The following is a 14565-nucleotide window of genomic DNA, read 5'->3' on the forward strand; positions in this document are numbered from 1 at the left end:
TTCAGTCCTGTTGTCAGGCGATATGGGCTTTGTAGGCGGCCTCGTCCATGAGGCCGGCGAGCTGGCTTTCATCGGCCAGCTTCATCTTCCACAGCCAGCCATTGCCGGTGGCCGCCGAATTGACCAGCGACGGGTCGGATGAGAGCGAGCCGTTAGCCTCGGTGATCTCGCCATCGACCGGCGCGTAGACATCCGATGCAGCCTTGACGGATTCGACCACGACGGCCGTATCGCCCTTGGAAAGCTTCTTTCCCTTCTCGGGCAGTTCAACGAAGACGAGATCGCCAAGCTGCTCCTGCGCGTAGTCCGTGATGCCGACGGTGGCGATGCCGCCTTCGACGCGGAGCCACTCGTGATCGGTGGTGAAATAGGTTGTTGCCATTGGATTTATCCTTTGCGGTAGCGATGTGGTGTGAAGGGTAGCGAACTGACATCGACGGGGATTTTTGTCCCGCGCACATCGGCGAAAACCCGTGTTCCGGGTTTTGCCAGCGGCGTCGCGACATAGCCCATGGCTACCGGGTGGCCGGCCGAGGGGCCGAAGCCGCCTGATGTGACGTGGCCGGCGGCATTGCCGTCGGCATCGAAAAGGGCAACGCCGGCGCGCACAGGCTGGCGGCCTTCCGGCTTAAGCCCGACGCGCTTCTGCGCGGGGCCTCGTTCCACGGCGGCGCGGAGCGCATCGGCGCCGATGAACGCGCCGGACGCACGGATCTCCTTCGGGATCGCCCACATCAGTGCCGCACCTGCAGGGTCGGTCTCCGGCGTGATGTCCTGGCCGTGCAGGCAGAGGCCGGCTTCCAGCCGCAGGCTGTCGCGGGCGGCAAGGCCGATCCACAGCACGCGCTCGTCCTCCAGCAGTTTGGCGACGAGGTCGCGCGCATCAGCCTCCGGCAGGCCGATCTCAAAACCGTCTTCGCCGGTATAGCCTGAGCGGCTCATGAACCAGTTTTTCCGCGGTTCGATGCCATGCATGAACAGCAGCGAACCGGTCTCGATGCCGGCGCGAGACAGGACGGCCCAGGCCTCAGGCCCCTGGATGGCCAGGAAGACGCCGTCGAGGGCATCCACCTTGACGTCAAAATCCCCGGCTAGCGAACGCAGGTGCTTTTCGTCGGCGACGGCGTTGCCGGCGTTGGCGACCACCATGAATCTGGTATCGCCGAGCCTGGTGACGATCAGGTCGTCGAGGATGCCCGCCGCTTCATTGAGGAAGAATGTCAGCTTGGACTGCGAGATTTCGAGCGCGCCGGCATCCAGCGGGCAGGCGCGATTGAGCAGCGCGGCCGAACCGGGTCCGCTGAGTTCGAACAGCTTCATATGCGAGATGTCGAACAGGCCGGCCTGTTCGCGGGTGTGCAGGTGTTCCTTCATGACGCCGGCCGGATAGGTCAGCGGCATGGACCAGCCGGCAAAGGCGCCGAAGCGCGCACCGGCGGCGATATGCATATCTTCGAGGGGAAGGTGTTTTGTGTCGTCGCCCGTCATGTCATCTCCAGAGTCGCACGCAAGCGGCCGCGAATGGCGACCAGTCCGTGCCCCTCTGTCTGAAGCCTGAGAGACTCGCGCAGCCGGAACTCTGTCAGCGGCGCTTACACCTTCGGCGCGGGGGCAAGCCCCGACTTTCCAGAGTGTCTTTCCCGTCTACGGTTCTTTTGCCTGAGAGATTTCGGGCGATTTCCCCTTCGGCGACAGCTTTCGCTGCTCTCTCCCGCAAACAGGTAGGACTCGAACCTCGAGCCCTCGACGCGCCATCCATAGCCCCTCAACGACACGTTGTCACCTGTCAGCGACGCATTACCGACAAGTCTTCGCTAACCACGCCGTTTGCCGGTTTTTCAAGACACTGCTGGTATTCTGGCTGATATCACGGGGATCCGCCGTGGCGGCGAACGGGGAAGAAAAATGGGCGAATTGATCATGACCGCGCCAGTGGCGGGGCTGACTTCCAAGAATCGTATTGCTGCCGAGGACGTGCTCATGCTGCGCCGCGAAGTGTTCGCCGACGGCGTCGTGACACGCGGCGAAGCCGAAGCGCTGTTCGCACTCGACCAGACGGCGCGCGACAAGTGCCTCGAATGGGCGCCGTTCTTCGTCGAGGCGGTGACGGACTACATCGTCCATCAGGAAAAGCCTGAAGGCTATATCTCGCAGGAGAACGCCGACTGGCTGGTTCGCACCATCTCGCGCGATGGCATGGTCGACAGCCGGACCGAACTCGAACTGCTGGTGCATGTTCTGGAAGAGGCGAGATCATCTCCCAGCCAGCTTTCTGCCTATGCACTGGAGCAGGTCGCCCATGCTGTAATAGATGGGAAGGGGCCACTGATGCGCGGCGGAAACCTGGTTCCCGGGCTGATCGCAAAGTCCGAGGTCGAGCTTCTGCGCCGCATTCTCTATGCCTATGGTGGCGACGGCAACATCGCCGTCACCAAGGCCGAAGCCGAGATCCTGTTCAAGATCAACGAGCAGACGGCGGCGGCCAACAACGATCCGTCCTGGAACGACCTGTTCGTCAAGGCGATCGCCAATTTCGTCATGTGTTCGGCCGGCTACGAACCGCCGACGCGCGACGTGGCGCTGCGCCACGAAGACTTCCTGGCGCATGCCGAGCCGGAGATCGGCGGCTTCTTCAGCCGCATGGTGTCGGGCGGGCTTGCCGGCATCATGGAAGCGTACAACTCGCCCGGCGATATCGAGGCTGATTGGGAATCGAAGAACAGGGCAGCCGAGGCGCTGGCGCGCCGCGCCGAAACGATCGACGCCAGCGAAGCGAAATGGCTGGCGGAGCGTATCGGCAGCGACCGTCCGTTGCGCGACAACGAACGCGCCTTGCTTACGCTGATCAAGCACGCCTCGCCGGAAATCCATCCAGTGCTGAAGCCGCTGCTCGACAAGGTAGCCTAAGTCAGCAGGGCCAGATCAAGCGCCAAGAAATGGCTGGCGGCATCAAATGCCGCCATACCAGTCATAGCCATTGTCTTCCCAATAACCCCCGCGCCCTTCGCCGACATCGGCGAAGCTGTCGACGAGTTCAATCTTGGAAAGATACTTTGGCATCTTGTAGCCAAGCTGGCGCTCGACGCGGACGCGCAGCGGCGCGCCGTTCTCGACCGGTAGCGGCTTGCCGTTCAGGCCATAGGCCAAGATGGTCTGCGGGTGTCGGGCATCGATCAGGTCGATGGTGCCGTAGTATTTGACGTCGCCGGCAAGGCTGCGGTCGATCGTGTCGAGGCAATGGAACATCACGTAGCGTGCCTGCGGCTTGACCACGGCCTGGTCCAGCACCAGCGATAGCGGCGTTCCCGTCCATTTGGCGATGCAACTCCAGCCCTCGACGCAGTCGTGGCGGGTGATCTGGGTGCGGCTCGGCATGTTCATGATCTGGTCGCGGGTTAGCGACAGCGGTTTTTCGACAAGACCTGTAACCTCAAGCCGCCAGTCGGCGAAATTGTTGGCGAGCAGGCCCTTGTAGACGTCGTCGTCGGGTGCCGTGACGCCATTCGGCCGTTGTGGCTGGCGGATGTCGGCTTCCGTGAATTCCGGCGCCAGCGAATCGCGTCCGGCTAGCAGACGTTGCGCGCGCCATGTCAGGCCGTTGGCGTTTTCCAGGAAACTGCGCAGGCCATCGCCGATGCCGAGTTGGCTGTCGAAGGCATCGCAGCCCGACAGCATGATGCCGGATACGCCCAGGCTGGCGCCAGTGAGGAATTTCCTGCGGCTGATCTCGAACTTTGCCATGTCAGGAATTCCTCTTTGCGGGTTTGTTGTCATGTGCGGGAGGATCGGTGCGGTACCAGCCGGTGATGATCGAACGGAGTTCGTTGATCGGACCGGCGGCAATGATCATCAGTATATGCACGACGAAGAAGAGCACGAGCAGCACCATCACGCTGAAATGGATGGTCCGCGCCGTCTGGCGGCCACCGAGCAGATCGTTCAGGAACGGCAGCACCGAATTCATGCTCGGCGACATGGCCAATCCGGTGATGATCATCAGCGGCAAGAGTACGAACAGCACGCCGCCGTAGGCCATCTTCTGCAGCGTGTTGTATTCGCGGGTGTGGTGGAATTTGAGCTTCGCGTGGTCGATGATGTCTTGCGGCAGCCGCTTGATATCATCGATGCGTGGCGCAAGATCGCGGCGGATATGGCCGTTGATCAGGCTGGCGACCAGCCAGACGATCAGCGTCGTGACCAATATCCATGCGAAGAAGAAATGCACGACGCGCGCGGTGCCGAGGTCATAGTAGGACGGGATCGTCGCCCATGATGGGAAGCCGCGCGCTGTCTCCTGGCCGGCCGGGCCGGACCAGCCGAGCACGCCGGTGGTGTCGAAACGATGCCCGAGGATTTCAGTATAGCCGCGCGAGCCGTTGGCGGTGTTTTCCGCGCCAATGGCAAAGACCGTGTTGTTGAATTCGAAGCCGGACTGCTTGCCGATATAGAGCTGGGGGCGGGCGTTGAAGATCTGCAAGCCCGAGAGCAGCATGAAGAATAGTGAGATAGCCCAGAGCCAATGCGTCAGCCGCGTCCAGTGTGATTGCCGGTAGATCAGCGTTTTTTCGTTCGACACCGGAGTATCTGGCCCGGTGGCGGATTGGCTTCTGACAACCGATTCCATCTGTCTCGTCTCCCGGCCTCGCGACGTGGCCTGCGTGCTCATTGTCCTCCTGATACGTCGCGATCCAAACCAATGTTTCATCCGATCACGGATTTATTACGGACCGCCAAGGCTGACCGCGAGATTGACGGCTGCGGCGACGATGACCGTGTTGAAGAAGAACGACAGGATCGAATGGACAAGCACGACACAGCGCATATGCGTCGTCGAGATGTTGGTGTCGGCGGTCTGCGCCGTCATGCCGATAACGGCCGAGAAGTACAGGAAATCCCAGCCTTCCGGCCGTTTGTCGCCTGGAAAGAGCAGGCCGCCGACAGGAGCTTTCTTCCTGGTCTTGGCGTCGGTGGTATCGCCGTCCATCCAGTAGACATGGGCATAGTGGAGCGCTGCCATGGCATGGATGGTGAACCAGCCGAGCGGGATGGACAGCAGCGCGAAGCCGAGTTCGATGGGGTGGCCTTTGTCCTTCTGATTGATCAGCAGGAACAATGAGACGACGGCAACGCAGACGACGACGAGCGTCACGGCAAAGATGACCAGAACAGGCTGATCGGTGGCGCGCGCGTTCTTGCTGAGGTAGGCGCCGGTGAACTTCGGCATCTGGGCAACGACCAGGATAACGTAAGCGGCAAAGAATGCGTTGGCACCGATCGAATAGGCAAGCGGGGCGTGAAGCAGCAACGCAACGACAAGTGCCAAAACGCCAAGGCAGGCCGACACCGCGAACATCATGTGGCGCTGCATGGGGCTCTTCATCGCAATTTCGGCGGCCATGGCGGTCCCAGCCCTGGATGGTATGGCGCTCTGTTCTAGCCCGGTGTGGCGGTTTTCAGGGCGCGCCGCAAGATGCGGTCGAGTTCGCCGAGAAACCGCGAACGGTCCTGCGGCGCGAAGCTGGCATTGTAGCCCTTGCTTTCGCCGGTCTCGCGCAAATGCTGCTTGAGATCACGCATCGCCACCGCCATGCCGATCGTCTCAGGCGTGAACGGGCGTCCTGTCGGCCCTAGCACATGCGCGCCGAGCGCCACGGAGCGGGCCGCAAGCGGGATGTCCGCAGTCACCACGATGTCATTGGCCTGAGCATTCTCGACGATCCAGTCGTCGGCGGCGTCGGCTCCCTTGGAGACGACGACATTGCGGACCATTGGATCGCGGGAAGGGCGCAGGCCGCCATTGGAGACGTAGGTAACGACGACGCCGTGACGCTCGGCCACTTTTTCGACTTCGGCTTTCACCGGGCAGGCGTCAGCGTCGACGTAGATGGCGGGTGCGGTCATCGTTCATTCCAATAAGGATGGGGCCGGTGATTTCTTCCGGCCCCATGGATACCATCTGATAGGGCGCTATGCCGGCAAGGCGCCGGACTTCTTCGCGGTCCAGGTGGCGATATAGTCCATCAGGCCCGGGCTGAGGCAATCGTAGGGTTCGAGACCGGTCTTTTTCAACTGGCCGCGAATGCCATCCATCCGCTTCGGGTCGACACCGGATTCGATGATCGAGGATACGAAGGCGGCGAAGCCCGGAGGCGACCAGCCGTCTTCGACAAAACGCTCGGGATGGATGAAGGTCAGGCCCTTGAACGGATGGTCGCGCTCGACCGGCCCGTGCATGTGGACGCCGCAGCCGGTGCAGGCATGGCGCTGGATCAGCGCGCTCGCGTCGACCACTTTGAGCTTGTCGCCATTCTCGGTGACCGTGACGTCGCCCGTACCGGCCACGGCAACGACCGAGAACACAGCGCCTTCAGGTTTCCAGCACTTGGTGCAGCCGCAGGCGTGGTTGTGGGCGATCTGGCCCTTGATCTTCACCTTCACCGGCTTGCTGGTGCAAGCGCAGACCAGCGTGCCGCCGGCGAAGCTCGCGCTTTCCTTGGGCAGGCCGTTGTCGATTTTCGGATGCAGTTTTTCCGCCATGTCTTCTCCTCCCATGTTGTGAACCACAGAGGTCGCGGGCCGGTTGGTCCGCGGCATGTCGTTCTGGCAACGCACGGTCCGCCAAAATTTGATGGTTTTGGCTGACCGTACGCAGATTCAATGGAGCGCGACCGGACGCCGCCTTGCATCCGCTCCTTGTGGTCGCGTCCTAGTAAACCACGACGCTCCGGATCGACTTGCCCTCATGCATGAGGTCAAAACCCTTGTTGATGTCCTCGAGCTTCAGCGTGTGGGTGATCATCGGGTCGATCTCGATCTTGCCGTCCATGTACCAGTCGACGATCTTCGGCACGTCGGTGCGGCCGCGCGCGCCACCAAAGGCGGTGCCCATCCAGGTCCGCCCGGTGACCAGCTGGAACGGCCGTGTCGAAATCTCCTGGCCAGCCCCGGCAACGCCGATGACCACCGATTTGCCCCAGCCGCGATGCGAGGCTTCCAGCGCCTGCCGCATCACCTTGGTGTTGCCGGTGCAGTCGAAGGTGTAGTCGGCGCCGCCGATCTGGTCGGCGCCACGCTTGGTCATGTTGACCAGGTAAGGCACGATGTCGCCGTCGATCTCCTTCGGATTGACGAAATGCGTCATGCCGAACTTCTCGCCCCAGGCCTTCTTGTCGTTGTTGAGGTCGACGCCGATGATCATGTCGGCGCCGGCAAGCCGCAGCCCTTGGATGACATTCAAGCCAATGCCGCCGAGGCCGAAGACTATCGCTGTCGCGCCGATCTCGACCTTGGCGGTGTTGATGACCGCCCCGATGCCGGTGGTGACGCCGCAGCCGATGTAGCAGATCTTGTCGAAGGGCGCGTCGGGGTTGACCTTGGCCAGCGCGATCTCCGGCAGCACGGTGAAGTTGGAGAAGGTCGAGCAGCCCATGTAGTGGAAGATCTTGTCCTTGCCGATCGAGAAGCGCGACGAACCATCCGGCATCAACCCCTGGCCCTGCGTGGCGCGGATCGCCGTGCAGAGATTGGTCTTCCGCGACAAACACGACGGACACGAGCGGCATTCGGGCGTGTAGAGCGGAATGACATGGTCGCCCTTCTTGAGCGAGGTGACGCCCTTGCCGACATCGACGACGACGCCGGCGCCCTCATGGCCGAGGATGGCGGGAAACAGGCCCTCGGGATCGGCGCCCGACAGGGTGAATTCATCGGTATGGCAGATGCCGGTGGCCTTGATCTCGACCAGCACCTCGCCTTCGCGCGGACCCTCGAGGTCGACCTCCATGATCTCAAGCGGCTTTCCGGCGGCGACAGCGACTGCGGCGCGGGTTTTCATGAGGCGTCCTCCAATGCGAATTTTTTTCCAAGGTTTCAGGTTTTCTCGACACGATCAACTGGAAGCTGGTGGCGGGATTGTGCCACGGCGACGAATTGGAATCGCAAATCGATTGAAAGGCGGTGAATTACACGGCCGGCTTGACCCCACAAGCACAAGCCATAAAAGGAACGGCCGACCGGAGGGGAATGACCTCAGCATGTTCACGAAGATTCTGATTGCCAACCGTGGCGAGATCGCCTGCCGCGTCATCAAGACCGCGCGCAAGATGGGCATCGCCACCGTCGCCGTCTATTCCGACGCGGATCGCGATGCCGTGCATGTCGAAATGGCCGATGAAGCCGTGCATATCGGGCCGTCACCCGCCGCGCAGAGTTATCTGATGCCTGAAAAGATCATCGCCGCCTGCAAGGCAACCGGAGCACAGGCCGTTCACCCCGGCTATGGCTTCTTGTCGGAACGGGCCGCTTTCTGCGAGGCGCTCGAAGCGGAAGGCATCGTCTTCATCGGCCCCAAGCCGAAGGCCATCAAAGCGATGGGTGACAAGATCGAATCGAAGAAGTTCGCCAATGCCGCCAAGGTTTCGACAGTGCCGGGCTGGCTCGGCGTGATCGAGAATGCCGACCATGCCGAAAAGATTGCCGGCGAGATCGGCTATCCCGTCATGATCAAGGCGTCGGCCGGCGGCGGCGGCAAGGGCATGCGCATCGCCTGGAGCCAGTCTGAAGTGCGTGACGGATTTGACCGGGCGCGCTCGGAAGCCAAGAGCTCGTTCGGCGACGATCGCGTGTTCATCGAGAAGTTCGTCGTCGATCCGCGCCACATCGAGATCCAGGTGCTGGCCGACGCGCACGGCAACGCACTCTATCTGGGTGAGCGCGAATGCTCGATCCAGCGCCGCAACCAGAAGGTCGCCGAAGAGGCGCCGTCGCCTTTCCTTGACGCCGAGACGCGCAAGGCGATGGGCGAGCAGTCGGTGGCGCTGGCCAGGGCCGTCGACTATCAGAGCGCGGGCACGGTCGAGTTCATCGTCGACAAGGACAAGAACTTCTATTTCCTTGAAATGAATACACGATTGCAGGTCGAACACCCGGTGACGGAACTCGTCACAGGCATCGATCTGGTCGAGCAGATGATCCGCGTTGCCGCCGGCGAGAAGCTCGCCATCAAGCAGAGCGACGTCAAACTCAATGGCTGGGCGGTGGAAAGCCGGCTTTACGCCGAAGACCCCTATCGCAATTTCCTGCCCTCGATCGGCCGGCTGACCCGCTATCGGCCGCCGGAGGAGGGACAATTCGGCGACATCGTCATCCGTAACGACACCGGCGTCACCGAAGGCTCGGAGATCTCGATGTTCTATGATCCGATGATCGCCAAGCTGTGCACCTGGGCGCCGACGCGTATCGAGGCGATCGACGCCATGTCGGAAGCGCTCGACAGCTTTGTCGTTGACGGCATCGAACACAATATCCCCTTCCTGGCGGCGCTCATGCAGCATCCGCGCTGGCGGGAAGGGCGAATATCGACGGCCTTCATCGCCGAGGAATATCCGGACGGTTTCGCGCCGATCGTGCCGGATGCCGATGAAAAGGCCGTGCTGGCGTCTATCGCCACCGCGGTGGAACTGCTGCGCCGCGACCGGCTCGACCGGCTGGGCGGACGGCTGGCGCCGCACTCGGGCGCCTTGAAACGCGATTGGGTGGTGAAGATCGGCGAGGATTACCTCTCGGCCTCGATCCTCGAAGGCATGATCTCCATCCCCATCGAAATCGACCTGTCGATCGAAGGCGGCAAGGCGCTGACAGTGTCATCCGATTGGCGGCCGGGCGACCTGATCTGGCAGGGCAAGGTCGGCAAGAGTTCGGTCACGGCGCAGATCAGGCCGGTCGCGAACGGCCTTCGCATCGCCTGGAAGGGCATGTCGGTGACCGCTCGCGTCATGTTGCCGCGTATCGCCGAACTTGAAAGGCTGATGCCGGAAAAGGTGGCGCCGGACACGTCGAAGATGCTGCTCTGCCCGATGCCCGGGTTGGTCGTGTCGATCGCCGTTGTCGAGGGGCAGGAGGTCAAGGCCGGTGAAACGCTGGCCGTGGTCGAGGCCATGAAGATGGAAAACGTGCTGCGCGCCGAACGCGACCTTACCGTATCGAAACTCAATGCCAAGCCGGGTGACAGCCTGGCCGTCGACGCGGTGATCATGGAGTTTGCGTGAGGCTTGTGGCCTTGCATCGCCAGCGTCGGTTTCGTTTGGCCGCGACCTATCTGTGAACAGGCAATCGCTGGACTCGCATCCGGCCGTCCCGGACAATACATCCTGATGACCTGAGTCCTTTCGAACGGCGCGAAAACACCATGGCGGATGACAGACTTCCACGCGATCCCCTGAAGCGCGAAGCTGCGATCCAGGCCGCGCGCCCGGAGGCTCCGGCGCGTCCCTTCATTCATCTGCGCGTGCATTCGGCCTATTCGCTGCTCGAAGGCGCGCTCCAGCTCGGCAAGATCGTTGGCCACGCGGTCAAGGACGAGGCTCCGGCCATCGCCGTCACCGACACCAACAATCTGTTCGGTGCGCTGGAATTCGCGCAGAAGGCGGTCAAGGACGGTATCCAGCCGATCATCGGCTGCCAGATCGCGCTCGCTTTTTCCGGCGAGAACAGCGACGGCCAGCGCGACCGCCGGCGGCAGGGTCCGGACATGCGGCCCGTGGTGTTGCTGGCCGCCACCGAGGCAGGCTATGCGCATCTGGTCAAACTGGTCAGCCGCGTCTATCTCGAAACGCCTCCGGGCGAACCGGTGCATCTGACCACCGAGATGATGCGAGGCTATTGCGATGGTCTAATCTGCCTCAGCGGCGGACCGCGCGGCCCGATCGGCATTGCGCTGAAGGAAGATCGCCGGGATCTCGCCGAGGCGCGGCTTTTGACCCTCAAGGCCATGTTTGGCGACAGGCTCTATGTCGAGCTGGATCGGGTCTCCGGCTATGACCGGGTGATCGAGCAATTGTCGATCGATCTTGCCTATACCCATGAATTGCCGCTGGTCGCCACCAACGAGGCATTCTTCTCGGCGCGCGACGACTACGACGCGCATGATGCGCTGATCGCCATCGCCGAGGGCTCGGTCGTTGCCGCCGACAATCGCCGGCGGCTGACGCCCGACAATTTCCTGCGCGGTCAGGCCGATATGGCGCGGCTGTTCGCCGATCTGCCGGAAGCGATCGACAATACCGTCGAGATTGCGATGCGCTGTTCCTACTATCCGAAGAACCGCAATCCGATCCTGCCGCGTTTCACTGGCGGCGATGTCGCCGACAACGATGCCGCCGTGCAGGCGGAGGCCGACGAACTCACCCGCCAGGCACATGAAGGGCTCGATGCGCGGCTGGCCGCGCATGGCCCGACGAAAGGCTACACGGTCGAGCAATATCGCGAGCGGCTGAATTTCGAGCTCGGCATCATCACCAAGATGAAGTTTCCGGGCTACTTCCTGATCGTTGCCGACTTCATCAAATGGGCCAAGGCGCAAGGCATACCGGTCGGGCCGGGCCGCGGTTCGGGCGCCGGTTCGCTGGTCGCCTATTCGACGACCATCACCGATATCGATCCGCTGCGTTTCTCGCTGCTGTTCGAGCGCTTCCTCAATCCCGACCGCGTGTCGATGCCCGACTTCGACATCGACTTCTGCCAGGACCGACGCGAAGAGGTCATCCGCTACGTCCAGCAGAAATATGGCCGCGAACAGGTCGGCCAAATTATCACCTTCGGTACACTGCAGGCCCGCGCCGTGCTGCGCGACGTCGGCCGTGTGCTGCAAATGCCCTACGGCCAGGTCGACAAGCTGTCCAAGATGGTGCCGCAGAACCCGGCCAATCCGGTGAAGCTCGCCGAAGCCATCGCAAATGAACCGCGCTTTGCCGAAGAGGCCGAACGCGAGCCGATCGTGCAGACGCTGCTCGACATGGCGCAGAAGCTGGAAGGGCTCTACCGCCACGCTTCGACCCACGCCGCCGGCATCGTCATCGGCGACCGGCCGCTGTCCGAACTGGTGCCGATGTATCGCGACCCGCGCTCGGACATGCCGGTCACCCAGTTCAACATGAAATATGTCGAGCAGGCCGGGCTGGTGAAATTCGACTTCCTCGGCCTGAAAACGCTGACCGTGCTGGAGACGGCGGTGAAGCTCATTCGCCGGCGCGGCATCGAGATCGACCTGGCAAATATCCCGCTCGACGATGCCGAAACCTACGCCATGCTGTCGCGCGGCGAAGTGGTCGGCGTGTTCCAGGTGGAAAGTGCGGGCATGCGCAAGGCGCTGATCGGCATGCGGCCCGACTGCATCGAGGACATCATCGCGCTGGTTGCCCTCTACCGGCCGGGCCCCATGGAGAACATCCCGACCTACAACGCCAGAAAGCATGGCGAGGAGGAGATGGCGTCTATCCATCCCAAGATCGACCATCTGGTGAAGGAGACGCAGGGCGTCATCGTCTACCAGGAACAGGTGATGCAGATCGCGCAGGAGCTGTCCGGCTACTCGCTAGGCGAAGCCGACCTTCTGCGCCGCGCCATGGGCAAGAAGATCCGCGCCGAGATGGACAAGCAGCGCGAGCGCTTCGTCTCGGGCGCGGTCGAGCGCGGCGTCGGCAAGCCGCAAGCCGACTTCATTTTCGATCTCCTGGCCAAGTTCGCCGACTATGGCTTCAACAAGTCGCACGCCGCCGCCTATGCGGTCGTTTCCTACCAGACCGCGTATCTGAAGGCGCATTATCCGGTCGAGTTCCTGGCGGCGTCGATGACGCTCGACATGGGCAACACCGACAAGCTCGCCGATTTCCGCCAGGACGCGCTACGGCTTGGCATCGAGGTTCTGGCGCCATCGGTGATGACCAGCTTCCGTCCCTTCGAAGTGGGTGAGAACCGCATCTATTATTCGCTGGCAGCACTCAAGGGCGTTGGCGACGCGGCGGTCGAGCACATCGTTGCCATGCGGGGCGAAAAGCCGTTCAAGAACCTCGCCGACTTCTGCGAACGCGTCGATCCCAAGATTGTCGGCAAGCGTGTCTTTGAAAGCCTGATCACAGCCGGCGCGCTCGATTGCTTCGGCCATGACCGCGCGTCGATGATGGCGGGCGTCGAACGGATGATGGGGCTGGCGTCGCTGGCGCAGCAGAATGCGGTCTCCGGCCAGCATGACATTTTCGGTGCATCGCTTGGCGCCCAGTCACAGGCGCTCAACCTTCCGATGACCGAACCGTGGCTCGCCGCCGACCGGCTGCACCGCGAATTCCAGGTGGTCGGCTTCTATCTCTCGGCCCATCCGCTTGATGAATACAAGGCTGCCCTGCAGAAGATGCGGGTGCAGAACTGGGGCGAGTTCTCGGCGGCCGTCAAGCGCGGTGCTGCCGCCGGCCGTCTTGCCGGCACGGTAACGTCCAAGCAGGAGCGCAAGACGCGCACCGGCAACAAGATGGGCGTCATCGCCTTTTCCGATACATCCGGCCAGTATGAGGCCGTGCTGTTTTCGGAAGGGCTGGCGCAGTACCGCGACCTTCTGGAGGCTGGCCGCTCCGTTGTCATCACCGTTGCGGCCGAGGACAGGCCGGAAGGCGTCAATCTGCGCATCAACTCGGTACAATCGCTAGAGGATGAGGCAAGCCGCATTCAGAAGGCGCTGCGCATCTTCGTGCGCAACGCCACGCCGATCAACACGCTGGCGAACCAGTTGACCGTCAGGGGCGAGGGGCAGGTCAGTTTTGTGCTGATCAAGGAAGAGGGCGCGGGCGAGGTGGAGATCGAGTTGCCCAACCGCTACCGCATCTCGCCGCAGATCGCGTCGGCCATGCGCGCGGTGCCGGGCGTGGTCGAGGTTGAGCTCGTCTAGTCGGCTGGACTGGGCTCGACGCAGACGCTATCGCAATCGCCATGAAGAGCGACGACGGTGGCGGATTGCAGAATGGTTCGGCACTGGCGCGGCTGCGCAACAGGCTGCGCAAGCTCTATCACGGGCGCACGCCCGCGGCCTTCCGGTTCCAGGTGGCGGCAATTGTCATCGATCTGGCCATCATCGCCTTCTTCATCGCCGCACCGGTCCTGCAACAGTCGGCCTCGTTTCTGTGGCTCGACTATGCGGTGGCGGCACTCGTCGCGGCAGACATAGCTGCCCGGCTGCTCGCCTCAAACGACATGCTGCGCCAGCTGAAGCAGCCGACATCATGGGTCGATATCTTTATCCTGCTGACATTGCTGATGCCGACGGCGCTGGCTAATCTGGCTTTTCTGCGCATCCTGCGGCTGTGGTCGCTGTCGCGCAGCGGCTCGCTTTGGCGGCATTTCGAAATGCGCGGCCTGAAACCCTGGCGCGAAGCGAGCCAGGCTGTCATCAATCTGGTGACCTTCCTGTTCGTCATCACCGGTTTTGTCTACACGTTCTTCTTCCGCAACGGCGCTGGCCTGGAGAACTACGTCGACGCGCTCTATTTCACCGTTGCCACGGTGACGACGACCGGCTTCGGCGACATCGTGCTGCCGGGCATCGCCGGCAAGCTGACGGCCATCGTCACCATGATCATCGGCATATCGCTGTTCGTCAGGCTGGCCCAGGCGATCTTCCGGCCGACCAAGGTGTTCTTTCCCTGTCCGCAGTGCGGGTTGCAGCGGCATGAACCGGATGCCGTGCATTGCAAGGCCTGTGGCCATGTCCTCAACATACCCGACGACGGCAACTGACTTTGG

Annotated in this window: 12 protein-coding genes and 1 riboswitch; of the genes, 4 read left to right on the forward strand and 8 right to left on the reverse strand. The window is 62.3% G+C overall.

The genetic code is table 11. The features are described from left to right. Window positions 1-13 precede the first annotated feature (13 nt). Window positions 14-382 (reverse strand): glycine cleavage system protein GcvH, encoded by a 369-nt coding sequence (gcvH, locus tag ABVQ20_RS05905; protein ID WP_354458611.1) that lies wholly within the window; start codon window positions 380-382, stop codon window positions 14-16. Between the two features lie 5 nt (window positions 383-387). Next, a complete protein-coding gene (gene gcvT / locus ABVQ20_RS05910) occupies window positions 388-1488 on the reverse strand; it encodes a glycine cleavage system aminomethyltransferase GcvT (protein ID WP_354458612.1) in 1101 nt (366 codons plus the stop codon). 149 nt (window positions 1489-1637) lie between these two features. Further along, a riboswitch (glycine riboswitch) is annotated at window positions 1638-1724 on the reverse strand. 181 nt (window positions 1725-1905) lie between these two features. On the opposite strand from gcvT, the gene ABVQ20_RS05915 reads away from it, so the two are divergent. Beyond that, window positions 1906-2907 (forward strand): hypothetical protein, encoded by a 1002-nt coding sequence (locus ABVQ20_RS05915; RefSeq protein WP_354458613.1) that lies wholly within the window; start codon window positions 1906-1908, stop codon window positions 2905-2907. Between the two features lie 42 nt (window positions 2908-2949). Here ABVQ20_RS05915 and ABVQ20_RS05920 read toward each other — a convergent pair whose 3' ends face one another. From ABVQ20_RS05920 to ABVQ20_RS05945, 6 genes are all read right to left on the reverse strand, one after another. Continuing rightward, window positions 2950-3741, reverse strand: a complete 792-nt coding sequence (locus tag ABVQ20_RS05920; protein WP_354458614.1) for a molybdopterin-binding protein — start codon at window positions 3739-3741, stop codon at window positions 2950-2952. A 1-nt stretch (window position 3742) separates the two neighbouring features. Next, window positions 3743-4624 (reverse strand): cytochrome b/b6 domain-containing protein, encoded by an 882-nt coding sequence (locus ABVQ20_RS05925; protein WP_354458615.1) that lies wholly within the window; start codon window positions 4622-4624, stop codon window positions 3743-3745. A gap of 96 nt (window positions 4625-4720) precedes the next feature. After that, window positions 4721-5398 carry a DUF1345 domain-containing protein gene (locus ABVQ20_RS05930; RefSeq protein ID WP_354458616.1) on the reverse strand — a complete coding sequence of 226 codons (678 nt, stop codon included), beginning with the start codon at window positions 5396-5398 and terminating at the stop codon, window positions 4721-4723. A gap of 35 nt (window positions 5399-5433) precedes the next feature. Continuing rightward, window positions 5434-5901: a YaiI/YqxD family protein gene (locus ABVQ20_RS05935; protein WP_354458617.1), complete on the reverse strand. Its 468-nt coding sequence runs from the start codon at window positions 5899-5901 to the stop codon at window positions 5434-5436. A gap of 66 nt (window positions 5902-5967) precedes the next feature. Further along, window positions 5968-6537: an S-(hydroxymethyl)glutathione synthase gene (gfa, locus tag ABVQ20_RS05940; protein WP_354458618.1), complete on the reverse strand. Its 570-nt coding sequence runs from the start codon at window positions 6535-6537 to the stop codon at window positions 5968-5970. A 169-nt stretch (window positions 6538-6706) separates the two neighbouring features. Next, on the reverse strand, window positions 6707-7834 hold the full coding sequence (locus ABVQ20_RS05945) for an S-(hydroxymethyl)glutathione dehydrogenase/class III alcohol dehydrogenase (protein WP_354458619.1): 1128 nt from the start codon (window positions 7832-7834) through the stop codon (window positions 6707-6709). 199 nt (window positions 7835-8033) lie between these two features. On the opposite strand from ABVQ20_RS05945, the gene ABVQ20_RS05950 reads away from it, so the two are divergent. The 3 genes from ABVQ20_RS05950 to ABVQ20_RS05960 all read left to right on the forward strand — a co-directional run bounded on the left by ABVQ20_RS05950 (window position 8034) and on the right by ABVQ20_RS05960 (window position 14559). Next, window positions 8034-10046, forward strand: coding sequence for an acetyl-CoA carboxylase biotin carboxylase subunit (locus tag ABVQ20_RS05950; RefSeq protein ID WP_354458620.1), 2013 nt, complete (start codon window positions 8034-8036; stop codon window positions 10044-10046). Between the two features lie 140 nt (window positions 10047-10186). Continuing rightward, the gene (dnaE, locus tag ABVQ20_RS05955; protein WP_354458621.1) at window positions 10187-13714 is read left to right on the forward strand and encodes a DNA polymerase III subunit alpha; all 3528 of its coding nucleotides are present in this window, start codon (window positions 10187-10189) and stop codon (window positions 13712-13714) included. Between the two features lie 41 nt (window positions 13715-13755). Next, complete coding sequence (locus ABVQ20_RS05960; RefSeq protein ID WP_354458622.1) at window positions 13756-14559, forward strand: ion channel; 804 nt, start codon at window positions 13756-13758, stop codon at window positions 14557-14559. Window positions 14560-14565 lie beyond the last annotated feature (6 nt).

Source organism: Mesorhizobium shangrilense, from assembly GCF_040537815.1.
Lineage (GTDB): Bacteria > Pseudomonadota > Alphaproteobacteria > Rhizobiales > Rhizobiaceae > Mesorhizobium > Mesorhizobium shangrilense.

What these genes read in the sequence shown, in the direction of transcription:
- gcvH (WP_354458611.1), bottom strand. Translation starts at nt 382, where the DNA reads ATGGCAACAACCTATTTCACCACCGATCACGAGTGGCTCCGCGTCGAA.
- gcvT (WP_354458612.1), bottom strand. Translation starts at nt 1,488, where the DNA reads ATGACGGGCGACGACACAAAACACCTTCCCCTCGAAGATATGCATATC.
- ABVQ20_RS05915 (WP_354458613.1), top strand. Translation starts at nt 1,906, where the DNA reads ATGGGCGAATTGATCATGACCGCGCCAGTGGCGGGGCTGACTTCCAAG.
- ABVQ20_RS05920 (WP_354458614.1), bottom strand. Translation starts at nt 3,741, where the DNA reads ATGGCAAAGTTCGAGATCAGCCGCAGGAAATTCCTCACTGGCGCCAGC.
- ABVQ20_RS05925 (WP_354458615.1), bottom strand. Translation starts at nt 4,624, where the DNA reads ATGGAATCGGTTGTCAGAAGCCAATCCGCCACCGGGCCAGATACTCCG.
- ABVQ20_RS05930 (WP_354458616.1), bottom strand. Translation starts at nt 5,398, where the DNA reads ATGGCCGCCGAAATTGCGATGAAGAGCCCCATGCAGCGCCACATGATG.
- ABVQ20_RS05935 (WP_354458617.1), bottom strand. Translation starts at nt 5,901, where the DNA reads ATGACCGCACCCGCCATCTACGTCGACGCTGACGCCTGCCCGGTGAAA.
- gfa (WP_354458618.1), bottom strand. Translation starts at nt 6,537, where the DNA reads ATGGCGGAAAAACTGCATCCGAAAATCGACAACGGCCTGCCCAAGGAA.
- ABVQ20_RS05945 (WP_354458619.1), bottom strand. Translation starts at nt 7,834, where the DNA reads ATGAAAACCCGCGCCGCAGTCGCTGTCGCCGCCGGAAAGCCGCTTGAG.
- ABVQ20_RS05950 (WP_354458620.1), top strand. Translation starts at nt 8,034, where the DNA reads ATGTTCACGAAGATTCTGATTGCCAACCGTGGCGAGATCGCCTGCCGC.
- dnaE (WP_354458621.1), top strand. Translation starts at nt 10,187, where the DNA reads ATGGCGGATGACAGACTTCCACGCGATCCCCTGAAGCGCGAAGCTGCG.
- ABVQ20_RS05960 (WP_354458622.1), top strand. Translation starts at nt 13,756, where the DNA reads ATGAAGAGCGACGACGGTGGCGGATTGCAGAATGGTTCGGCACTGGCG.